The organism is Bradyrhizobium sp. SRS-191 (genome assembly GCF_024586915.1).
In the GTDB taxonomy this organism is placed as follows: Bacteria; Pseudomonadota; Alphaproteobacteria; order Rhizobiales; family Xanthobacteraceae; genus Bradyrhizobium.
Genome location: NZ_JANBVS010000027.1, coordinates 26,204 through 47,367 on the forward strand (window position 1 = coordinate 26,204; position 21,164 = coordinate 47,367).

The window sequence follows — 21,164 nt, forward strand, 5'->3', positions numbered from 1 at the left end:
AGCTACTTTACCAGCGCGTGGATCTCCGCGACATAGCCGCCGGGAAACTGCACCAGCGCCTGGTCGCGCTTGTCGGCCGTGAACGGCTCCACCAGCACAATGGCCCCCGATCCTTTGGCCTTTTCGAGCGTGGCCTTGAGATCGGCGACCTCATAGCCGGTCATCTCGCGGCCGAACGGATACGGCAGATGGCCATCGGTGACGAGCACGGTCATGCGGCCGAACACTGACTCGATGCGGATGCGCCGGTAATGATCATTGGGACGGCCGATCTCGACGCCGGGCGCCTTCGCCTCGTCGGAGACGACCTTGCCCTTCGCAAAGCGCAGGAAGGCGCGCGTGAACGCCTCGGCGCGATCGGGCGAGACATAGACGCGGTTCTCCGGAACGGTTTCGAACGCCGCATAGGACGGCTTGGTCGTATGCCAGTAGAGCTGCATTTTGACGCCGCCCGGCCACTGGATCACGGCATCGCGGCCGATCGGATCGGGAAACGGCGCCACGACGACATCGGCGCCGGCGGCCTTCGCCGCCTTGATTGCCGCGTCCAGGTCGGTGACGAGATAGCCGGTGCGCTCAGCGCCGAACGGATAAGGGATGCCAGTCTTGAAGCCGAACAGCGACACGGTGCCGACCGGCGTCTGCAACAGCTGCGAGGTCGTGCTGCTCGGCGTCGGCGTCACCGTCGCGACCACCTGCTTGGTGCTCTGGCCGCCGAAGGTGGCGAGGAAGCTCGCGGTGAACTTCTCGACATCGTCGGGCGCGACATAGACATGCGTCGTGTCGTATTGCGCGCCGACGCCGACGAGCGGCGCAACGTCCTTGGCGAGCGCGGGAGCGGCGAGCAGCGCGGTGGCGACAAGTGCGCCGAGCAGATGACGGGAGCGGACCATGGTGACCTCGGACAAATAGGAGCTGGGATCAGGCACGGCGGGCGCGCCGGGACATGATGGAGACGAGCACGAGGCCTGCGATCAGGCCGAGATGCTCGAAGAAGGCGTTGAGCGCCATGAACCGGTCATGGCCCTCCAAGTGCCAGAAATCATTGGCGGTCAGCATGGCGACGAATGTCAGCACGCCGAGCCCGCCGGCGCCGAGCCAGACGAACCGGTTGACCACGACCAGCACCGAACCGATCAGCTCGACCGCAATCGCGGCGACCGCCCACAGCGCCGCCGGCTTCAGGCCGAAATGGGCCTGTTCAGCGATGGCGCCGGAGACGTCCGTGAGCTTCTGGACGCCGCCTATCAGATAGGCCGAGATCAGCGCGAACCGCGCTGCGGGCCAGAGCCACGGCCAATCGAGCACCGCAGCGATCGGCCGGGGCGTGTCGGACATCGCCGCCATCTCAGACCGCCCAGCAGGCGCAGCCGAGCGCGCCCCAGAAGCTCTTGAGATCGGCGACCGGCAGCTGGCTCGACCACGACCGCGCATGGTCATGACCGTGCATGCCGCAGGCATTGGCGCAGCCGCACATCTGCATCGCCTGGGCGCGCACAGCGCCGGTGTCATCCTTCGCAAGCCACGCACCGTAGCCGCCGAAGCGGCGCACCGGCGACCAGTCGGGCATGGCCGGCGGCGGTGCGGCATCGTCGAGTGTCTTGAAGTCGGAGGCCGCGTAGACGACGCGGCCGCCGACCATGGTGAGGTGGCTCGTGATGTCGGCGATCTCGGCCTCGGCGCAGGAGAAGAAGTCGCGATCCGGCACGATGAGATCGGCGAACTGACCGACTTCGATGCGGCCCTTCCTGCCCTCTTCATTGGAGAACCAGGTGACGTTCTCGGTCCACATCCGCAACGCGGTCTCGCGATCGAGACAGTTGCGCTGCGGGTACAGCCGCAAGCCGCCGACCGTGCGGCCGGTGACCAGCCACGACAGCGAGACCCAGGGATTGTAGGACGCGACCCGCGTCGCATCGGTGCCCGCGGAGACCTTGACGCCCTTGTCCAGAATCTTCTTCACCGGCGGCGTCGCCTCCGCCGCGCCATGGCCGTAGCGCTCGACGAAGTACTCGCCCTGATAAGCCATGCGGTGCTGCACGGCGATGCCGCCGCCGAGCGCCGCGATGCGGTCGATCGACTGGTCCGAGATGGTCTCGGCATGGTCGAAGAACCATTTGAGGCCGTCGAGCGGCGTGTCCTGGTTGACCTTCTCGAACACGTCGAGCGCGCGCGAGATGGTCTCGTCATAGGTCGCGTGCATCCGCCACGGCCATTTGTTCTGCACGAGGATGCGCACGACGTCCTCGAGCTCGCCTTCCATTTCGGCCGGCATATCCGGCCGCGGCACGCGGAAATCCTCGAAATCGGCGGCCGAGAATACCAGCATCTCGCCGGCGCCGTTGTGCCGGAAATAATCGTTGCCCTGCTTGTAGGCCGAGCTTTGTGTCCAGCGCAGGAAGTCGTCCTTCTCGCCCTTCGGCTTCTGCGTGAACAGATTGTAGGCGAGCCGGATGGTGAGCTGGCCATCATCCGACAGCTTCTGGATCACGGCATAATCGTCGGGATAGTTCTGGAAGCCGCCGCCGGCGTCGATCGCGCCGGTGACGCCGAGCCGGTTGAGCTCGCGCATGAAGTGCCGCGTCGAGTTGAGCTGATAGTCGAACGGCAGCTTCGGGCCCTTGGCCAAGGTAGCGTAGAGAATGGCCGCATTCGGTTTGGCCAGAAGAAGGCCCGTGGGATTGCCCCTGATATCGCGCATGATCTCGCCGCCGGGCGGCTGCGGCGTGTCCTTGTCGTAGCCGACGGCGCGCAGCGCGGCGCCGTTGAGGATGGCACGATCGTAGAGATGCAGCAGGAATACCGGCGTATCCGGCGCCACCGCGTTGAGCTCGTCGATCGTCGGCAGCCGCTTCTCGGCGAACTGATGCTCGGTGAAGCCGCCGACCACGCGCACCCATTGCGGCGGCGGCGTGATCGCGACCTGCGCCTTCAGCATCGCCATGGCGTCGGCCAGCGAGCGCACGCCGTCCCAGCGCAGCTCCATGTTGAAGTTGAGCCCACCGCGGATGATGTGCAGGTGATTGTCGATCAACCCAGGCAGCACGCGCCGGCCTTTCAGATCGATCACCTTCGTCGCGGGGCCGGCGAGTTTCATGACGTCCTGCTCGTGGCCGACGGCCGTGAACACGCCGTCCTTGATCGCGACCGCGTTGGCCTGCGGGTTGGAGCGGTCGAGCGTCGTGAACAGGCCGCGATGCAGGATGAGATCGGGATGGTCGCTCATGAAGCCTTCTCGTCTGGCGCAGCGTGGTTGGTGGTGTCTGCCCGGCCGTGATGGCCGGGCAGCAGGCCGAAGATGTGCGTGGCGCAGGCCGCCTTCTGCCAGGCAGCCGCGATGCTGCTGCCATCCAGGAGTTGCCTGCCCACGGGGATCACCTGCTCTCCGACGAGGATGCCGAGCAGGCCGACCAGCGCCACCAGAGGCGGCGCCGGCGAGCGGACCTGAAGCAGGCTGTAGATCACGCCGACCAGCAGCCCTGCCCCGAGCGAGAACAGATAGATCTTCATGGTGCGCCCCGATTACTTCGCGCCGCCCTCGGAGGCATGCTCGCCGAGCGCCCACTTCGAGAAGCGGATCTGGATGCCGTAGGGCGAATGCGCCTTGAGGATCTCCATCATTCCGTCGTAGGTCTCGGCGCGCGCCCAGTCCTGCTGCAGTTCGAAGGCGAACTGGCACGAGGTGATCGGCACCGCGCCGGCCTGCACCGCGCGATCCATCGCGCGGTTGTGCGCCTCGAGCGACAGATCGCCGCAGGCATCGGCCGGGATGTAGATCTCATAGCCCTCGCGCAGCATGTCGAGCGTGGGGAATAGCACGCAGGCCTCGGTCCACAGTCCTGCGATGATGAACTTCTTGCGGCCGGTGGCGGCCACCTGCTTGCGGAAGCCGGCGTCGAGCCAGGAGTTCATCGCCGTGCGGTCGACGATGTCGTGCTCCGGAAACAGATCGGTGATCTCAGGCATGAACGGGCCGGAGAACGAATCCTTGGCGACGGTCGTGATCACGGTCGGCAGCTTGAACAGTTTCGCCGCCTTGGCGACGATCTGGATGTTGTTGAAGACGCCGAGACGGTCGTGCGACTGCACACCCTGATACATCGCCGGTTGATAGTCGATCAGAGCCACGGCGCAGTTCTGCGGCGTGAGCATTTCGAGCTTGGACATGGATATCTCCGTGACAGGTGTGTGATGCGGAGGGCGTCAGCCCTTGATGAAGGCCAGGAGGTCGGCGTTGATGGTCGCGGCCTCGGTGGTCGGCATGCCGTGCGGGAAGCCCTTGTAGGTCTTGAGCGTGCCGTTCTTCAGCAGCTTGGCCGACAGCGGCGCGGAGTCGGCGTAAGGGACGATCTGATCGTCCTCGCTGTGCATCACCAGCACCGGCAGCGTGATCTTCTTCAGGTCCTCGGTGAAGTCGGTCTGCGAGAACGCGACGACGCCGTCATAATGCGCCTTCGCGCTGCCCATCATGCCCTGCCGCCACCAGTTCTGGATCACGGCCTCGGACGGCTTGGCGCCAGGCTTGTTGAAGCCGTAGAACGGGCCGGCCGCGATCTCGCGATAGAACTCGGCACGGCGGGTCGCGGTCTGGGTCTGGAAGTCGTCGAATACCGACTTGGGCAGGCCGCCGGGATTGGCGGCGGTCTGCAGCATCAGCGGCGGCACTGCGGCGATGATTGCGGCCTTGGCAGCGCGGCTCTCGCCGTGACGCGCGAGATAGTGCACGACCTCGCCACCGCCCGTCGAATGGCCGACATGCACAGCGTTCTTGAGGTCGAGATGCGCGGTCAGCGCCGCGAGGTCGTCGGCATAGTGGTCCATGTCGTGGCCGTCGGAGACCTGGGCCGAGCGGCCGTGGCCGCGGCGATCATGGGCGATGACGCGGAAGCCGTGATTGAGGAAGAACATCATCTGCGCATCCCAATCGTCGGATGACAGCGGCCAGCCATGGCTGAACACGATCGGCTGACCGGAGCCCCAATCCTTGTAGTAAATCTCTGTGCCGTCGTTGGTTTTCAGAACGGGCATGATTGTCTCCTGCGCCAGCCGCACGATCGCTCCGACAAATTTCGTATCGCGATCGCCAATTCCAGGTGCTATGCAGTCTCATGTGCACCTGCACAATGATCCGAGGATGCCAAAGCACTGGCTTCGGAAGGCCATGGAGTAAGCCGAGGGGATGGCTCAGCAGCTTCGATCCACATCGTCAGCCTGGATGCGTGGCGTCGCGAGCACGTTGAATGAGCAGGGGCTCGATGCGGCCGCGCTGTTCGCCGAGGTCGGCCTGTCCGTCGCGGATCTCGAGGATTGCGATCACCGCTGGCCCACTGAGGCGTTGAGCCGGCTGTGGGTGCTGGCGGCCGAACGCTCGGGCAATCCCGATATCGGCCTCGTCAATGTCGCAGCACCCCGTCCGCACAATTATGGCGTCGCGGGCTACGCCATGATGTCGAGCCCGGATCTGCAGACGGGGCTGATGCGCCTGATCCGCTACATGTGCCTGGTCAGCGACGCCGTCGCGATCACGCTGGAGGACGGCCAGGGCGGCCGCTGGGTGCGCACCGACGTCTATGGCGGCGAATGCCCGATCCCGCGGCAGCGCTACGACTACGGCATCATCAATCTGCTCAATCTGTGCCGCTGGATGCTCGACCGCCCCCTGACGCCGCTCGCGGCGCGCTTCTCGCATTCCGTGCCACTGTCGATCGCGGCCTACAACAAGGCGTTCCAGTCACCGCTCGAATTCGATGCGCCGTTCAACGGCTTCCTGGTCTCGGAGGAAGATCTCGCCTGCAAGCTGACGACGTCAGCGCCCGAGCTGATGCCGATCCATGATCGCATCGCCGACGAGGCGCTGGAGCGCCTGGTCAAGACCGATACCGCCTATCGCGCCCGGACTGCCATCGCCAGGCTGCTGCCCGACGGCAGCCCGCTGCGTTCGGCCATCGCCGCCGCGCTGGGCTTGAGCGATCGCACCTTCCAGCGCCGGCTCGCCGACGAGGGCATCTCTTTCAGCGATCTCGTCGACGATACCAGGCGCGAACTCGCCCAGCGTCATCTCGCCGACTCCCGCATGACGCTGGCCGACATCGGCTATCTGCTCGGCTATGCCGATCAAAGCACGTTCTTCCGCGCGTCCAATCGCTGGTTCGGCGAATCGCCGGGCGAATATCGGGCGCGCATCAGCAACGGCCATCCGCGCGAGATCGAGGCCGCTCAGCAGAAGTGAGCGGCCGCGCGGCTTCAGAACATGCCGTTGGTGTTCGCCGACTGCTCGGGGATCGGCTGCACCGAATCCCAATGCTCCTCGATCCTGCCGTCCTTCAGCCGGAAGATATCGACGATCGCATTGCCGCGGGTGCCGGGCTCGCGAACGGCATGCACGCGCAGGATGACGAAGTCGCCGTCGACCAGCACCTTGGTGATCTCGCTGTGCGACTGCGGATACTTCGCCTTCAGGAATTCGATGAACTTGCGGAAGCCCTCCGGACCGTCTTCGGCACTCGGATTGTGCTGAATGTATTTGCCGAGATATTTCGAGGCTGCAGCGAAGTCCTTCCGGTTGAGGCCCTGCTCATAGAAGTCGAGCACGATCTTCTTGTTGCGCTCCTCGTCCGCCGAATAAGCGCGCTCCGCCAGCGCGGGCGTCGCAAAGATACCGGCAAGCGCAACAGCCAGAGCCGCGACGATACCTGTCCTCATCAAGTCATCCCCTGATACCAAGCGCCGTCCGTGATGACCGACGGCCCGTCTCCACCTGGATCATGATGCGTTTCAGCGGAAACGCATCATGACCTCATCTCTTTGTTTGAGCATGATCTTCTCGGAAAACCGGTTTCCACTTTTCCGGATCATGCTCTAGCATGACCGACCGCCATCACGCGGATCGACCGCAGCCTGCGGCCTCAAAACCGTGTGACCTCAATAGAACCGATAGAGATGATGCACCGGCCCGTGGCCGTGCCCGACCGTGAAGCGATCGGCCGCCGCAATCGCGCCGGAGATGAAGGCCTTGGCGTTGCGCACGGCCGTCTCGAGGCCTTCGCTCTTTGCCAAGCCGGCGGCGACCGCCGACGACAGCGAGCACCCGGTGCCGTGCGTGTTCTGCGTCGCCACGCGCGGCGCCGGCAGCGCGATGCAGCTCGCTGAGGTGATCAGGTAATCGGTGCTCTCGGCGCCCTGCCCGTGGCCGCCCTTGATCAGCACCGTCGGACAGCCGAGCGCGAGCAGGCGCCGGCCCTGCGCCGCAATCGCTTCGTCGGTGTCGGCGATCGGCTCGCCGAGCAGCGCGGCCGCCTCCGGCAGGTTCGGCGTGATCAGCGCGGCCTGCGGAATGAGCCGGCGGCGCAGCGCGTCGATGGCGTCCTCCGGCAGCAGCCGGGCGCCAGATGTCGCGACCATCACCGGATCGAGCACGACATGCGCCGGCTTCCACCGATCGAGGCTCGCCGCGATCGCCTCGGCGATCGGCGCCTGCGCCACCATCCCGATCTTGACTGCGCCGACGGCGAGATCGTCGAACACCGCGTCGATCTGGGCCGTCACGAAATCCGGCGGCACCAGGTGCACCCCGGTCACGCCGGTCGTGTTCTGGGCCGTCAGCGCGGTCAGCACCGAGGCTCCGTAAACCGACAGCGCGGCGAAAGTCTTCAGATCGGCCTGAATGCCGGCTCCCCCGGAGGAATCCGAGCCGGCGATGGTAAGTGCGACGGGGGTGCTCATTCCCTACTCCTAGCGCGGGCCGGCCGCGCCCGGCAAGCAGCCCCGACCGCCGGAGAAAGCGTATCGACTTCGCAGGAAAACGCTATATTGAGGCCTCAAACGTCTTCCGGAGACCGCCCGCAATGGTTCCCTTCTTCGTCCAGATCAAGTGCAAGCTCGGCCAGTCCTATGTCGTGGCCAATGCACTGGCCGAGGCCGAGATCGCCTCGGAGATCTATTCGACCGCCGGCAATTACGACCTGCTGGTGAAGTTCTACGTCGACAACGAGACCGACATCGGCCACTTCGTCAACGAGAAGGTCCAGGTCCTGCCGGGCATCCAGGACACCCACACCATCATCACCTTCAAGGCCTTCGGCGCGAGCTGAACGCGCGGGCCGCGCCCGTGGAGAAAGGCGCCCGTCGTAACCGACGAGCGCCGAAATCCTCAAAATGGCACAAGCATGATTTCGTCATGAAAGCCGGAGAGCGGCCCCGCCGCATGCCGGATGGAAGCCTTGCGGGCAGTTCGGAAAGCCGGACCTTTCGATCGCGAGGGGGCAATGTGGGGACCATCGAACGGCCCGGCTTTCCGTCAGGGCAACTTGGCGTTAGGCCTCCTTTAACCGGTACGCGCAGCATCGGGTCAAGGCGAACGGGCCGTCGGATACGGTTGATCAAGAAGTTGAGACGAAAGCTCAATCAAGTCGGCGACGTCGTGTGAAGAGTGAGATGAAAGCCGTTTCGTCCCTGCTGCCGAGCTATGGTTTCTCGGCCGAGCAGATGGACACCGCAACCAACATCGCAGCCTGGCGGGAAGCGACCTCGACGTTCTTCGACGTCGACGAGCTCGCAGCAGGCGAGCCGACTCCGTTCGCGGCCGACGTCCTGTCCTACGCGCTGGGGTCGGTGCTGCTCGGCTCGGCGCGCGCCAGCGGCCAGCGCTTCCGGCGTTCCGCCGAGACGATCGCGCGCAGCGGCGTCGACCACATCATCCTGCAGCTCTATGTGAGGGGCGGCTACGAGGGTGTCGCCGGCCAGCGGCCGATCAAGGTCGAAGCCGGCGATCTCTGCGTGCTGGATCTGGCCCAGACACTCGAGACGCGTGCGAGCGCATTCGAGAACATCACGATGGTCGTTCCTCGCCCGATGTTCGACGCGCGCCTGCTGCAGGTCGATGATCTGCACGGGCTGGTCTTGCCGCGCAGCGGAGCGATGGCGCCACTGCTGGCGCGGCATTTCGGCGCACTGCTCGATTGCGCGCCGCGCATGAGCTTCGACGAGTGCCAGGCCGTGGTCGACGGCACGATCTCGCTGATCTCGGCCTGCCTGCGCGGCGAGCTCGAGCGGCGCGATGCCGATCGCAGCGTGACGGCCGATGCCTCGCTGCTGCGCATCCGGCAATACATCGAATCCCAGCTGGCCAGTCCCGAGCTCAGCGCCGACGCCGTGGCGCTGCATTTCGGGATGTCGCGGGCGTCGCTCTATCGGCTGTTCGCACCGATCGGCGGCATTGCCGACTACATCCGCAGCCGCCGCCTGCACCGCGCATTCTTCGATCTGGCCGGCAGCAGCTCGCGCTCCCTGCGCATCAGCGAGGTAGCGCGTCGCTGGCAGCTCGGCACCGACGCGCATTTCACGCGGCTGTTCAAGACCGCCTACGGCATCACGCCGAGCGCCGCGCGCGAGGCGGCCATGCTGGGCCTGCCGCAGATGCCGTTGGAGGGCGACGCCGAACCGGCCTCGCCGCTCAGCCGTTGGATGCGAGGGATAGCAGCGCCCCGGACCGCGGAATGAGCGCGACCACCGCGCCCGGACGCGGCTCGTCGCTCTCGGACGCCTCGGCCTCCGGCTGCGCGTCCTCGTCAGGCAGCGACGCCTTGCGCGAAATGTCGAGGTGCTGCTCGAGCTGTTCGACCGGCATCGGCCGTCCCAGCAGATAACCCTGCGCGAAGTTGACGCCGAGCGCGCGCAACTGCGACAGCTGCTCTTCGGTTTCGACGCCTTCGGCCGTGATCTGGATGCCGAGCCCGCGCGCCAGTGTCACCACCGACGAGATGACCGCCGCACTTTCATCGCGCACGCTGAGATTGGCGACGAAGGACTTGTCGATCTTGATCTTGTTGAACGGGAATGCCGTCAGCGAGCGCAGTGACGAATAGCCGGTGCCGAAATCGTCGAGCGCCAGCGAGATGCCGAGCCCCTTGAGCCGGTCGATGAAGCTCTCGTTCTCCGCGGCACGCTCCAGCAGGACCGACTCGGTGATCTCGATCTCGAGCCGTTTCGGATCGAGGCCCGACCTTGCGAGCGCCGACTGGATGACGTCGAACAGTTCCGCCTGCTTGAACTGGACCGGCGAGAGGTTGACCGCGACCTTGACGTCATCAGGCCATGCCGTCGCATCGTCGCAGGCGCGGCCGATGATCCACTCGCCGAGCGGCACGATCAGGCCGGTCGATTCCGCCAACGGGATGAACTTGTCCGGCGGCACCAACCCCTTCACGGGATGGCGCCAGCGCACCAGCGCCTCGACGCCGCGGCGCTCGCGGGTGTCCGCGTCGTAGAACGGCTGATAGTGCACCTCGAACTGGCACTGCGCGATGGCGTCGCGCAGATCGCCTTCCAGCGTGTTGCGCGCTTCCAGCTCGGCCGACATCGCATCGTCATACATCGTGTAGCAGCTGCGGCCGGCGGACTTCGAGCGGTACAGCGCAAGGTCGGCCTTCTTGAGCAGATGCTCTTGATCGCGGCCGTGCTGCGGCGCCAGCGAGATGCCGATGCTGGTGCCGATCTCGACGCGCTGGCCGGCGATCTGGAAGGGCTCGGCGATCAGCCGGGTGATGCGCTGCGCGAGCTCGATCGCGGCCGCGCGCTGGTCGGTGAAGCCGGCCTGGATCAGGGCGAACTCGTCGCCGCCGAGCCGGGCCAGTACGTCCTCGTCGCGCAGCTGCGAGCGCAGGCGCTGCGCGACCTGCACGAGCAGCTCGTCGCCCGCGCCGTGGCCGAGCGAGTCGTTGACGTTCTTGAAGCGGTCGAGGTCGAGCAGGAAGACGGTGAAGCGCCCGTTCTTCTCGTCGTTGATGCGCTCCATCTCCTCAAGAAAGAAGGCGCGGTTCGCGAGGCCCGTCAGCGCATCGGTCTGCGCCAACTCGAGCACGCGACGATTGGCGAGCGCCAGCTGCAGGGCGTTGCGGCTCGACAGCGCGAGATACACGGCAAGGAAGATCGTCGTGGCCATGCCCGCCGCGTACAGCGCCAAAGCGCGGTTATGACTGGCCATGAGTCCGCCGGCGGGCGCGGCCTGGAATACCCAGTCGGCATCGCCGATGCGCAAGGTGGTCGACCAGATGTTGGGATCGGCCGGCCAGCGCTGCGGATCCACGCCGGAGGCATTGATCACGCGCTCGGGCGGCAGCAGGTTGATCTGCAGCGCGGGACTGTTCGGATTGTTGGCCCGCACCGACTGCAGCAGCATCGGCAGATCGAACACGCCGACGATGAAGCCGGAGAGATTGCGGCGGCGGTCGGCGACCGTGGTGCGCGACGTCCCCTTGGCATAGACGGGGATGCCGATCATCACGGCATTGTTGCGCTCGTTCTGATTGATCAGGTTCTGCCGCGTGCGCAGCGCGCCGATCATGTCGTAGTCGCGCGACTGCTCCAGCACGGCGCGATGATCGGGAATGCTCCAATAGTCGAGGCCGTACACCGGCGAGGTCTTCGCCTCGGTGGAGAAGTAGACCGGGTAGTACTCGTCGCTCTCCGGCGCGACCGTGCCGTCGGGATACGACTTGATACGGAAGGCGGGAACGCCGTCGGTGATTGCGGCGGCTTCGTACTCGCCCCGTTCCTTGCGCTTGATGCGCGGCAGCCAGGCGAGACGCAGCATGCCGCGATGCGCCTCGAACAGGCGCGCGCTGAACGTCTGGTACTCACTACGTGTGATATCGTCGTTGGCGGATTCGAAACGGGTGCGCAGCGCGGTCAAGCGGCTGACATATTCGTTGACGCCATTCTGAACCAGGATGGCCTGCGCCTCGGCAATTCCCTCGAAATCACTTCGCGCCAGCCGGTTTTCCCAGCGTCCGACGGCAACCGTTCCGGCAATCGACAGAACGACGCCCACGCATGCGGCGATGATCGCAGGTCGATAGAGACGGTATCGCGATAGTGACGCGCGCAGCCTCTCGCGCCCGCTACCGATGCGAGCACTGTCCTGTTCCTGCAGCGTCGGTGCGCTGTACTCTTCAACCTGCAATATGGCCCCCGCCAAACGGCTGCCCCTCACTACGCGTGGCCTGATGGTCAACGGGCTAAGTTAAAGACGGTCAAAGATGATCAGTGGTGGAGTACCAGAAACCCCGGCTTGGTTAACGACTGACTTTTCCAGGCCGCCTAAAACGCGATCAAGCGGGAGGTACCTCTTTAGCGAGGTCTTCATTCAACGCATGTAGGCTGAGTTGTCATCAAGCGTACCGGTGCAACGAAGATCGCTATGAGCTGGCTTGCAAGTTTCCGAAATTCCATCGTTCTCGTCCTGCTGGCATGCGGCGTTCCGCTCGCCTCGGCAATGGCCGACGAGCTTGGTGTCACCAACGACTCGATCCTGTTCGGTCAGGTGGCGGCGCTGGAAGGCCCGTCGGCGGCGCTGGGCCAGGCGGCGCGGCAGGGCCTGCTCGCAGCCTTCAGCGAGCTCAATGCCAAGGGCGGCGTCTATGGCCGCAGGCTGAAGCTCGCGAGCCGCAACGACGGCTACGATCCCGACCGCTCGGTCGTGGAGACGATCAAGCTGATCTACGAGGACAAGGTGTTCGCGCTGATCGGCGCCGTCGGCACGCCGACCGCGATGGCGACCGCGCCGATCGCGGCCTCGAACGACGTGCCCTTCATCGGCCCGGTGTCCGGCGCCGAATTCCTGCGCGCTCCCGAATTTCAGAACATCGTCAACATCCGCGCCAGCTACGCGGCGGAGGCGGAAGCCACGATCAAGCACCTCACCGAGGAGCTGCGTCTCACCCGCATCGCGATCTTCTATCAGGACGACGCCTTCGGTCGCGACGTGCTGGCCGGCGTGAAGACCCATCTCGATCGCCGCGGCCTGGAGCTCGCCGCCGAAGGCACGTTCGAGCGCAACACCCGCGCCGTCGGCGCCGCACTCAAGGTCATCCGGCGCGCCGAGCCGGAAGCCGTCATCCTGGTCGGCACCTACGGGCCATGCGCCGAGTTCATCAAGATGGCCCATCGCTCGGGCTTCAACCCGACCTTCTCGGCGGTGTCGTTCGTCGGCGGCAATGCGCTCGCCAAGGAGCTCGGCTCTGAGGGGCGCGGTGTCATCGTGTCCGAAGTGGTGCCGTTCCCGTGGGACACCGATCGCCGCGTGGTGGCCGACTACCAGGCGGCGATGAAGGCGCTCGATCCGAGCCAGACGCCCGACTTCATCGGGCTGGAGGGTTACATCACTGGCCGCGTGGTGGCGCGTGCTCTGGCGATGACCGGACCGAACCCGACCCGCGCCGAGCTGTTGCGGATCATCAACGAGGTCGGCCAGTTCGATATCGGCGGCCTCGTCGTCAGCTTCGGCAGCGCGCGCAAGGACAACCCGCCGCCGGTGTCGCTGGTGGTGATCCAGAGCGATGGCAGCTTCAAGCCGATCTAGTCCGCATCAGCTCGCCGGCTCAGCTCGCCGGTTTTTTGGGTTTCGGCGGGCCTTCGACCGGCGGCAGCGATTTCAGATAGACCGCCATCGCCTTGCGATCCTCAGCCGTCAGCTGCGAGGTGTTGCGGATCACCCGCGCCATCGAGCCACCGGCGCTGTCCCCGTCCGGCAACTGTCCCGTCTCCAGGAAATAGCTGATATCGCTCTCGCTCCAGTCCGCGAGCCCCTTCTGGGTGATGTTCGGCACGAAGCCATGGCCTTCCGGATCAGGACCGCCTGCCAGCCGCTGGGCCGTCTTGATGCCGCCGAGCGGGTTGCGCGGGCTGTGGCATTCGGCGCAATGGCCGAACGTGGTGACCAGGTAGGCGCCGCGATTCCAGTCGGCGGAGCGCGAGCTATCCGCGACGAACGGCTTGTCGTCGAAGAAGAGCAGCTTCCAGACCCCGACGGTGCGGCGAATGTTGAACGGGAATGGCAGATCGTGCGGGCGCGAGGCGCCGCTCACCGGCGGCAGCGTCTTCATGTAGGCGAACAGATCCCTGACGTCGTCGACTTTCGCTGCGGCGTAGGAGGTATAAGGAAACGCCGGATAGTAGTGACTGCCGCCGGGCGACACGCCGCGCACGACGGCGTTCACGAATTCGGCCTCGCTCCAGCGCCCGATACCATCGTTCGGATCCGGCGAGATGTTGGGCGCATAGAACGTCCCGAACGGCGATTCCAGCGGCAGGCCGCCCCCGAGCTTCAGCCGGTCCTGCTGGTTCGGCACCGCATGGCATGACGAGCAGCCGCCGATGTTGAACATCTCCTGCCCGTTGGCGAGATCGGGCGCACGCGTCGCCGCCGCGAGCGTGATCGTCGAGGGCTGTGTCAACCACCAGAATACCGCGAGACCGGCGACGCCGAGCACACACAGAGCAAGCAGGAGGCGGCGTAGCATGGTGGCTCCGTCACTGCGGGGGAAGGGATTGCGATCGAGATGCGCCCACGAGAATAGGACGCCGACGCCGGACAAACAAAGAGGGGGCGAACGCGCAGCCCGCGTCCGCCCCCTCAAACTTGCGTCAGATCAGCTGTTCTTGAGACGGAAGGTCTCGTGGCAGCCGCCGCATTCCTTGCCGATCGCAGGCGCTGTCGCCTTCAGGCTGTCGAGATCCTTGATCTTGGCCTTGGCCTCGGTGACGACCTTGGCGAAGCTGTCGATCTTGGCCTTGAAGCCGGCCTGATCTTCCCAGATCTTCGGCGAGGCGCTGTAGTCGCCCTCGAACTTCGCGCCCTTCATGCTCGCCGGATACATCGTCGGCAGCTTCTTGGCGGTCTCGTCGAGCTGTGCCAGAGCAGCATTGACGGCGGCCTGGTCATACGGCTTCTCGCCCTTGACCATGGCGATCAGGACACCGCCGAGGTTCTTTGCGTTCGCCTTCATGGTGTCCTGGCTCTGCTTGACCAGATTGTCCTGTGCCATCACGGCGCCGGCCCCTAGCAGCAACGCTGCTGCTACCACGACAGTCCGCTTCATCAATTCGCTCCTTTGTTGTCACAATCGCGTCCAGCCCACCTGGACGGGTCGCGCCTGGTTGGTCAACCCCTGTCCCGGCGGGTTATTCCGGAATTGAGGCGGTTCTCGGAGAGTTCGGGGATAAGGTACTCAGAGACTGTGACGGCGGTGCTGCTCCCGGATCGCGATCCAGACGCGCTCCGGCGTCGCCGGCATGTCGATGTGATCAATTTTGTACTCACGCCAAAGTGCTTCGACGATGGCGTTGACAATGGCCGGACAGGAGCCGATCGCGCCCGCCTCGCCCGCGCCCTTCACGCCCATCGGGTTGGTCTTGCAGGGCACGTTGTGGGTCTCGAAGGTGAAGGTCGGCGCATCGGCCGCGCGCGGCAACGCGTAGTCCATGTAGCTTCCCGTCACCAACTGAGCATCGGAGTTGCTGTAGACCACCTGCTCCATCAGCGCCTGGCCGATGCCCTGCACCGCGCCGCCATGCACCTGGCCGGCGAGCAGCAGCGGATTCAGCGTCACGCCGAAATCGTCGACGATCACGTAGTTGACGATTCTGATGATGCCGGTCGCCGGATCGAGCTCGATCTCCGCGACGTGCGTGCCGTTCGGATAGGTGCCGTCGGCGCTGGCAAAGGTGGCGCTGCCGTTGAGCTTGGCGGGATCGACGCCCGGCCGCTTGGCAAGATCGGCGAAGCTGATCGCGCGGTCGGTGCCGGCGACGCGGATCACGCCGTCGGCGATCTCGAGATCGCCCAAGCCCGCTTCGAGGGCTTCGGCCGCGATCTGCTTGAGCTTGTCGCCGAGCTCATGGGTGGCGCGCTGCACGCTGACGCCGCCCGACGGGATCGAGGCCGAGCCGCCGGTGCCGAGGCCCGTCGGAACCTGCGCCGTGTCGCCCTGGTGGATATGGACGCGCTCCGGCGGCAGGCCGAACTGCTCGGCGACGATCTGCGCGTAAGCCGTCTGATGGCCCTGCCCGCTCGACTGCGTGCCGATCAGGATCGTGACGTCGCCGTTGGGATCGAGCTTCACATGGGCGGTCTCCTCGCCCATCGTGCCGCAGACCTCGACATAGCTCGCAAGGCCGATGCCGCGGACCAGCCCGTTCTTCTTGGCCGCCTTGGCGCGCTTGGAAAAATCCTTCCACTCGGCGATCTCCATCGCGCGCTTGAGATGCGCGTTGAAGTCGCCGGAATCATAGACCTTGCCGGTCGCGGTCTTGTAGGGCAGCGCGCGCGGCGGGATGAAGTTCTTGCGCCTGATCGCATCGACCGACATGTCGAGCTTGCGCGCGCAGGCATCGACCAGACGCTCGACCACATAGGCCGCCTCGGGACGGCCGGCGCCGCGATACGCATCGACCGGCACGGTGTGGGTGAAGATCGTGCGGACCCGGCAGTGGAAGGCCTGGATGTCGTAGAGGCCCGGCAGCATGCCGGCGCCGCCATGCGGGATATAGGGCGCAAAGGTCGAGAGATAGGCGCCCATGTCGCCCATCAGATCGACATCCATCGCGAGGAACTTGCCGTCCTCGGCGAGCGCCATCCGCGCTGTCGTGACGTTGTCGCGGCCCTGCGCATCGCCCATGAAATGCTCGGAGCGGTCGGCGGCCCAGCGCACCGACTTGCGCAGCCGCTGCGCGGCGACCGCGACCAGCGCGTATTCCCGGTACGGAAACAGTTTGGTGCCGAAGCCGCCGCCGACATCGGGGCAGATCACCCGCATCTTGTCGGTCGGGATCTTCAGGACGTTCTGGCAGAGGATGTCGCGCAGGCGGTGGCTGCCCTGGCTGCCCGCCGTCAACGTCAGATGATCGCGCTTGGTGTCGTATTCGCAGACCGCGGCGCGCGTCTCCATGAAGCTCGCGACCACACGCGGATTGACGATGCGGATCTCGGCGACCGCATGCGCTTTCGCAAACGCCGCCTCGGTCGCAGACTTGTCGCCGATCGACACGTCGAACAGCACGTTGTCCTTGTGATCGGACCACACCTGCGGCGCGCCCGGCTTGATCGCATTGACGACGCCGGTGACGGCCGGCAGCGTCGTCCATTCGACCTTGATTGCCTCGAGCGCGTCGCGCGCATGATCGAGCGTGTCGGCAACGACGAACGCCACGGCGTCGCCGACATGACGCACCTCGTCCTTGGCGAGGATCGGATAGGGCGGCGCGGTGAACGGATCGGTCTCGAGGTTGAACAGGCACGGAAGACCACCGAGTTCCGCGGTGTCCTCGGCGGTCAGAATCAACGCCACGCCCGGCAGCAGCCGCGCCTGGGCGACATCGATGGTGAACTTGGCATGCGCCTGCGGCGAGCGCAGCACCAGCGCATGCAGGGCGGCCGATGGCGCGAGATCGTCGGTATAGCGGCCCTTGCCGCGAATCAGCGCGTCATCCTCTTTCCGGAGAACGCTTTGTCCCATACCGAACTTGATTGGAGCTGCCATCTGGTTTCTCGTCCCGCTTCGTTTTGGCGATGTTGGCGCCATATTGCAGCGGAACGAGGCCTCGCGCAAACGGCAACTCCGCCGCAGGGGAACACGACCGGTCAACTCTCGGCCAGCGCTGCATCGGACCATGCTGCGCTGCAATCAGGCCGCTCGGAGCCCGCATCCGCCGAGCCGCCCTCGTCCGCCGTCAATGATGCGCGTGCTCTGCCTTGGCGGCGTCCTGCTGCCCAGGCGCCTGCGCGCCGACGCCAAGCACGTCGAGCAGCACGGCCATCTTGCCGGCGCGCTCGAACTGCAAGGTCACCACCACCGACTTGCCTTCGACCAGCGGCGCCTTTAGGCCGGTGAGCATCAGATGCATGCCGCCGGATGTCAGCGTGACCGTCTGTCCCGGCGGCAGCGCAAGCCCCTCCTCGATCGGCCGCATCACCATGACGCCGTCGCGGGTCGACATCTCATGGATCTCGACCGTCTCGGCGATATCAGCGCTGGCTGACACCAGCCGATCCGGCTCGCGCCCCGTATTGGAGACCGTGACATAGCCGGCACCGACCTTGGCGCCGCCGGGCGTGGCGCGGCTCCAGCCTGATGACACAATGATGTCGCCCTTCGCGACACCGCGCGGCGGCGCTTCGGCGGACGTCAGCCGCAGCAGCGGCGCGGGATATTTCAGCGCATGCGGATCCTGGCCGGGAGCCGCGATCTCGACCCATTTCGCCGTGCCCTTCTCACAGTCCTGGACCACGGGAATGGACAGGACATCGCCCGGCTTGAACGTGTCGGCGACGAATCCCGTCAAGGTGAACTCGTCGTAGAAGCCGTCCTCCAGACGGCCGCTCCAGCTGATCTCCTTGACGCCTTCGCTGAGCTGGGCGCCATGAAAGAAATTGTAGACCCGCGCGTAAGCGCCCTTCTTGACGTCGATGCTCCAGCCCGGCTTCGGCATCGGCTTGACCGCGATCAAGCCTTCGGGAACCTGTACCGTCAGACGCACGGTCGCTGCGCCCTCGCAGCCATGCGGCACGGCGAGCACGGACTTGAAGGTCTTGCCGATGCGCGCCTCCGCTTTGTCGAGCACGACGTGGGCCTGCGCCGGGACACTGACGACGGCGGCGGAGAGAGCGGCGAGGCCGATCAGGATCGATTTCACGAGCGCAGTCCTTTGAGTGATCTGGGTGGTGTGAGCGTGCATGATGCAGTTCCTCACAGCTTGTAACGAAGGCCGGCATAGACGCCGCGGCCGTTGCCGGGATTGAACAAGGTCGAGGTCGGCGTTGCCCGATCGATGATGCTGGTGGTCGCGATATAGGCCTTGTTGGCGAGATTGCGGCCTTCGAGATAGGCGGAGAAATTCCGGCCGTCGTCATAGGTCGCCTTCAGGCCCCACAGCAGATAGGAGTCCGTGCTGAGCGTATTGGCGCTGTCGACGAAATAGGATTGCGGCACCCACTCGACGTTGGGACCGACGGCAAAGCCCGCCGGATGCTTGTACAGCAGCTCCGCGCGCAAAAAGTGCGGCGGCGCGCCAGGCAGGCGGTTGTTGCCCCAGGTCGCATCGTTGCTGTAGCGGAAGTCGTTATAGGTATAGGCGACATTCAGCCAGACGCGGTCGGGCGCATCGCTCTTCACCGCGAGCCCCTTCAGCAGGCTCAAGCCGAGGCCCGCCTCGACGCCCTGGTGCATGGTCTTGTCGGCATTGGTGACGTTGCAATTGCCGAACGACGAGTAGAAGCATTGCAGCTCGTTGCGGATGTCGGCGTGGTAGAGCGCGAAGTCCCAGGTGACATCAGGCCGCCGGCCGCGGGTGCCGATCTCGTAGGTCGTCGCGGTCTGCGCCTTGATGTCGTAGAAGCGGACGAGCGCGCCCCTGCCTTCGCCGAAGCTCGGCGCCTCGCCGCTGCGCGAGATGTTGGCGAACACCTGCCAGGCCGGATCGACGTCCCAGAGCACGCCCACCTTCGGGCTGGCGAGATCATAGGTGGCGGTGCCGGCCGCGTCGCCGTTGAGCGTGAAATTGACCTGCTGGCTGCGCACCGCGTGCAGAAACTGCGCGCCGGCGATCAGCGAGACGCTCGGCACCGCGTACCAGGCATTCTCGGCATAGAGCGTGTAGTTCTCCGGATTCTGCGTCAGCGAGGACATCTGCATGCCCTTGTTGCCGCCGGTGTTGACGAACTGGTTCGCGTCCGTCGTGCCGTTCTGGATGTTGAGCCCGACGGTGAAGCGGTTGCGATGGCCGCCGAGCTCGCGATCGTCGACGGCGCGCACGAAGCCGCCATAGTCGTGATAGCGATAGTCGAGCCACTGGAAGATCGGATGCATCAGATGGCGGTCGACCGCGAACACGCCGAACTCGACATCGGTGTTGTCGAGATGAAGCGTCGACTTGTTGGCGATTCGCACCGTGTCGATGTTGCGCTGCCAGTCGTTCAGCACGTTGTTGGCCGCCGCGGCCTGCGGCGAGTTGAGCGCGCTGGTCTTGCTGACCTCGCCGGGGATGCGCTGCCGCACCGTATTGGCGTTGAGATAGAAGCGGGTCTCGAAGTCAGGCGAGACCTGGTAGCCGAGATTGGCGCTGCCGCGCTCGGACTGTCCCCAGCTGTGATCGCGATAGCCGTCGACGCGCGACGCCGAGCCGGTCACGAAGTAATCGGCCGCGCCGTAAGCGCCGCCGGTCGAGGCCTGGCCGCGCAGGAAGCCGAAGGCGCCGCCATCCAGCCGGCTCTCGAACGCGGAGGCATCGCGGCCGGTCGGCGTGACGAAGTTGACGGCGCCCCCCAGCGAGTTGGCGCCATAGCGCAGCGCATTGGCGCCCTTGTAGACTTCGACATAGCGGTAGGCGGTCGGATCGATCTCCTGGAAATCGCCATAGCCGTCGGCGGTGTTGATCGGAATGCCGTCGAGATAGAGCTGGGTGCCGCGCAGATGGAAGTTGCGCGACAGGCCGGAGCCGCGAATCGACAGCCTGGTGTCGTCGCCCCATTTCGGCTGCGCGAACACGCCGGGCACGTAGTCGAGCATGTCCTTGATGGTCTGTGCCGAGCCGTTCTTGAACGCGGTGTCCGGCACGACGGCAACGGCGCCCGGCGTCTGCTGGATGCGCTGGGTCGCCGTTTGCGTGTTCGGCGCGGTCCGGCTCGGGGCCGGACCGACAGGGGCCGTGGCGGCCGTCTGCGGTGCGGCTGTTGATCGGGCAGCGCGCGCCCTCCGCGCGGACTGATCGTTGCCGGCGGGCCTCGCCGGACGCGCCGCTGCGGGCCTGGCCGGATCGACGGTGACCGTCGGCAGATTGCTTGGAGCGCGGGCTTGGGAGAAACAGGGAGACGACAACGTGACAAGGCACGTCGCCGCGCAAAGCGCGGTTACGGAACGGGACATGATGAACCTCTGGACGAACGAAAGCTGACGACAAACTTCGATCAGGCGTACGCGGGAGGTCCTTGCGACAGACGGGGTTCACGGAGGCGGGAATCGCGCGCAGCCCAGGCGGCGAAGCTCGCAAGCCGCAGTTCGCCGGCGCTGCGCACGAGCATGGCGACGACCGGTGTCGGCACCGGCGCGGCATGGGCGGAGAAGGCGCAGACCGCGCAGAAGTCCTTGTGCAGAACGGCGGAGTCCGGCGCGCTGGTGCCGTGGACGGTGCCATCAGCGTCGGTGCAGATCACGCCGAGATCGTTGGCGGCTGCGGCCGCCATCTGCGCCGACATTGCGCCAGCGAGCACCATCTGCAACGCGATCAGATAGGCGGCCAGAATGCCGACCGCCCTCCGCGCCCAGTTTGCAGTTTGCCGCCGTCGCGCCACGAATGATCTCCCCGCGCGCGACAATATTCGCGGTGCCCTGGTG

The 21,164-nt window shown here is 65.7% G+C and carries 19 protein-coding genes; 4 read left to right on the forward strand and 15 right to left on the reverse strand.

Translation table 11 applies throughout. The annotated features are described in order from the left end of the window. Positions 1–2: 2 nt before the first annotated feature. Genes NLR35_RS31545 through NLR35_RS31570 form a run of 6 tightly spaced genes read right to left on the reverse strand, consistent with a single transcriptional unit; the run spans position 3 to position 5,028 of the window. Positions 3–893, reverse strand: a complete 891-nt coding sequence (locus NLR35_RS31545; protein WP_257170496.1) for a glyoxalase — start codon at positions 891–893, stop codon at positions 3–5. Between the two features lie 28 nt (positions 894–921). Continuing rightward, a complete protein-coding gene (locus NLR35_RS31550; protein ID WP_257170447.1) occupies positions 922–1,347 on the reverse strand; it encodes a DoxX family protein in 426 nt (141 codons plus the stop codon). A 1-nt stretch (position 1,348) separates the two neighbouring features. Further along, positions 1,349–3,226 carry an amidohydrolase gene (locus NLR35_RS31555; protein WP_257170448.1) on the reverse strand — a complete coding sequence of 626 codons (1,878 nt, stop codon included), beginning with the start codon at positions 3,224–3,226 and terminating at the stop codon, positions 1,349–1,351. Next, positions 3,223–3,510 (reverse strand): XapX domain-containing protein, encoded by a 288-nt coding sequence (locus NLR35_RS31560; RefSeq protein WP_257170449.1) that lies wholly within the window; start codon positions 3,508–3,510, stop codon positions 3,223–3,225. Before NLR35_RS31560 ends, NLR35_RS31555 begins: the two co-directional genes overlap by 4 nt. Before the next feature lie 12 nt (positions 3,511–3,522). After that, the gene (locus NLR35_RS31565) at positions 3,523–4,167 is read right to left on the reverse strand and encodes a hydrolase (RefSeq protein ID WP_257170450.1); all 645 of its coding nucleotides are present in this window, start codon (positions 4,165–4,167) and stop codon (positions 3,523–3,525) included. A 36-nt stretch (positions 4,168–4,203) separates the two neighbouring features. After that, on the reverse strand, positions 4,204–5,028 hold the full coding sequence (locus tag NLR35_RS31570; RefSeq protein ID WP_257170451.1) for an alpha/beta fold hydrolase: 825 nt from the start codon (positions 5,026–5,028) through the stop codon (positions 4,204–4,206). A gap of 151 nt (positions 5,029–5,179) precedes the next feature. Between NLR35_RS31570 and NLR35_RS31575 the strand changes: the two genes are divergently transcribed. After that, positions 5,180–6,229: an AraC family transcriptional regulator gene (locus NLR35_RS31575; protein ID WP_257170452.1), complete on the forward strand. Its 1,050-nt coding sequence runs from the start codon at positions 5,180–5,182 to the stop codon at positions 6,227–6,229. A 14-nt stretch (positions 6,230–6,243) separates the two neighbouring features. Here the strand turns inward: NLR35_RS31575 and NLR35_RS31580 are convergent, their stop codons facing one another. Next, positions 6,244–6,702 carry an ester cyclase gene (locus tag NLR35_RS31580; protein WP_257170453.1) on the reverse strand — a complete coding sequence of 153 codons (459 nt, stop codon included), beginning with the start codon at positions 6,700–6,702 and terminating at the stop codon, positions 6,244–6,246. A 219-nt stretch (positions 6,703–6,921) separates the two neighbouring features. After that, entirely contained in the window at positions 6,922–7,722 is an 801-nt protein-coding gene (thiD, locus tag NLR35_RS31585) for a bifunctional hydroxymethylpyrimidine kinase/phosphomethylpyrimidine kinase (RefSeq protein ID WP_257170454.1), read from the reverse strand. 122 nt (positions 7,723–7,844) lie between these two features. Here thiD and NLR35_RS31590 point away from each other — a divergent pair, with 122 nt between their 5' ends. Both NLR35_RS31590 and NLR35_RS31595 read left to right on the forward strand, forming a co-directional pair. Then, on the forward strand, positions 7,845–8,090 hold the full coding sequence (locus NLR35_RS31590) for an Lrp/AsnC family transcriptional regulator (RefSeq protein WP_006613331.1): 246 nt from the start codon (positions 7,845–7,847) through the stop codon (positions 8,088–8,090). Between the two features lie 343 nt (positions 8,091–8,433). After that, positions 8,434–9,498, forward strand: a complete 1,065-nt coding sequence (locus tag NLR35_RS31595; protein ID WP_257170455.1) for a helix-turn-helix domain-containing protein — start codon at positions 8,434–8,436, stop codon at positions 9,496–9,498. Here the strand turns inward: NLR35_RS31595 and NLR35_RS31600 are convergent. Then, complete coding sequence (locus NLR35_RS31600) at positions 9,452–11,959, reverse strand: EAL domain-containing protein (RefSeq protein ID WP_257170456.1); 2,508 nt, start codon at positions 11,957–11,959, stop codon at positions 9,452–9,454. The genes NLR35_RS31595 and NLR35_RS31600 overlap by 47 nt on opposite strands. Positions 11,960–12,196: 237 nt before the next feature. Between NLR35_RS31600 and NLR35_RS31605 the strand changes: the two genes are divergently transcribed. Beyond that, positions 12,197–13,357, forward strand: coding sequence for an ABC transporter substrate-binding protein (locus tag NLR35_RS31605; protein WP_257170457.1), 1,161 nt, complete (start codon positions 12,197–12,199; stop codon positions 13,355–13,357). Positions 13,358–13,376: 19 nt separating this feature from the next. Here NLR35_RS31605 and NLR35_RS31610 read toward each other — a convergent pair whose 3' ends face one another. The 6 genes from NLR35_RS31610 to NLR35_RS31635 form a co-directional block, all read right to left on the reverse strand. Continuing rightward, complete coding sequence (locus tag NLR35_RS31610; protein ID WP_257170458.1) at positions 13,377–14,297, reverse strand: cytochrome c; 921 nt, start codon at positions 14,295–14,297, stop codon at positions 13,377–13,379. A 129-nt stretch (positions 14,298–14,426) separates the two neighbouring features. Then, complete coding sequence (locus NLR35_RS31615; RefSeq protein WP_257170459.1) at positions 14,427–14,876, reverse strand: cytochrome c; 450 nt, start codon at positions 14,874–14,876, stop codon at positions 14,427–14,429. A gap of 129 nt (positions 14,877–15,005) precedes the next feature. After that, on the reverse strand, positions 15,006–17,315 hold the full coding sequence (locus tag NLR35_RS31620) for a xanthine dehydrogenase family protein molybdopterin-binding subunit (RefSeq protein WP_257170460.1): 2,310 nt from the start codon (positions 17,313–17,315) through the stop codon (positions 15,006–15,008). 190 nt (positions 17,316–17,505) lie between these two features. Beyond that, positions 17,506–18,510: a DUF1775 domain-containing protein gene (locus tag NLR35_RS31625; protein ID WP_257170461.1), complete on the reverse strand. Its 1,005-nt coding sequence runs from the start codon at positions 18,508–18,510 to the stop codon at positions 17,506–17,508. Between the two features lie 11 nt (positions 18,511–18,521). Further along, positions 18,522–20,696 carry a TonB-dependent receptor gene (locus NLR35_RS31630; protein ID WP_257170462.1) on the reverse strand — a complete coding sequence of 725 codons (2,175 nt, stop codon included), beginning with the start codon at positions 20,694–20,696 and terminating at the stop codon, positions 18,522–18,524. Positions 20,697–20,737: 41 nt separating this feature from the next. After that, a complete protein-coding gene (locus NLR35_RS31635) occupies positions 20,738–21,121 on the reverse strand; it encodes a DUF2946 family protein (RefSeq protein ID WP_257170463.1) in 384 nt (127 codons plus the stop codon). Between the last annotated feature and the right edge of the window lie 43 nt (positions 21,122–21,164).

Excerpts from the sequence above, each read along its gene's own strand:
- NLR35_RS31590 (WP_006613331.1), top strand. The coding sequence starts at position 7,845 with ATGGTTCCCTTCTTCGTCCAGATCAAGTGCAAGCTCGGCCAGTCCTAT.
- NLR35_RS31555 (WP_257170448.1), bottom strand. The coding sequence starts at position 3,226 with ATGAGCGACCATCCCGATCTCATCCTGCATCGCGGCCTGTTCACGACG.
- NLR35_RS31575 (WP_257170452.1), top strand. The coding sequence starts at position 5,180 with ATGGCTCAGCAGCTTCGATCCACATCGTCAGCCTGGATGCGTGGCGTC.
- NLR35_RS31545 (WP_257170496.1), bottom strand. The coding sequence starts at position 893 with ATGGTCCGCTCCCGTCATCTGCTCGGCGCACTTGTCGCCACCGCGCTG.
- NLR35_RS31580 (WP_257170453.1), bottom strand. The coding sequence starts at position 6,702 with ATGAGGACAGGTATCGTCGCGGCTCTGGCTGTTGCGCTTGCCGGTATC.
- NLR35_RS31605 (WP_257170457.1), top strand. The coding sequence starts at position 12,197 with ATGAGCTGGCTTGCAAGTTTCCGAAATTCCATCGTTCTCGTCCTGCTG.
- NLR35_RS31560 (WP_257170449.1), bottom strand. The coding sequence starts at position 3,510 with ATGAAGATCTATCTGTTCTCGCTCGGGGCAGGGCTGCTGGTCGGCGTG.
- NLR35_RS31565 (WP_257170450.1), bottom strand. The coding sequence starts at position 4,167 with ATGTCCAAGCTCGAAATGCTCACGCCGCAGAACTGCGCCGTGGCTCTG.
- NLR35_RS31570 (WP_257170451.1), bottom strand. The coding sequence starts at position 5,028 with ATGCCCGTTCTGAAAACCAACGACGGCACAGAGATTTACTACAAGGAT.
- NLR35_RS31595 (WP_257170455.1), top strand. The coding sequence starts at position 8,434 with ATGAAAGCCGTTTCGTCCCTGCTGCCGAGCTATGGTTTCTCGGCCGAG.
- NLR35_RS31610 (WP_257170458.1), bottom strand. The coding sequence starts at position 14,297 with ATGCTACGCCGCCTCCTGCTTGCTCTGTGTGTGCTCGGCGTCGCCGGT.
- NLR35_RS31630 (WP_257170462.1), bottom strand. The coding sequence starts at position 20,696 with ATGTCCCGTTCCGTAACCGCGCTTTGCGCGGCGACGTGCCTTGTCACG.
- NLR35_RS31615 (WP_257170459.1), bottom strand. The coding sequence starts at position 14,876 with ATGAAGCGGACTGTCGTGGTAGCAGCAGCGTTGCTGCTAGGGGCCGGC.
- NLR35_RS31625 (WP_257170461.1), bottom strand. The coding sequence starts at position 18,510 with ATGCACGCTCACACCACCCAGATCACTCAAAGGACTGCGCTCGTGAAA.
- thiD (WP_257170454.1), bottom strand. The coding sequence starts at position 7,722 with ATGAGCACCCCCGTCGCACTTACCATCGCCGGCTCGGATTCCTCCGGG.
- NLR35_RS31550 (WP_257170447.1), bottom strand. The coding sequence starts at position 1,347 with ATGGCGGCGATGTCCGACACGCCCCGGCCGATCGCTGCGGTGCTCGAT.
- NLR35_RS31620 (WP_257170460.1), bottom strand. The coding sequence starts at position 17,315 with ATGGCAGCTCCAATCAAGTTCGGTATGGGACAAAGCGTTCTCCGGAAA.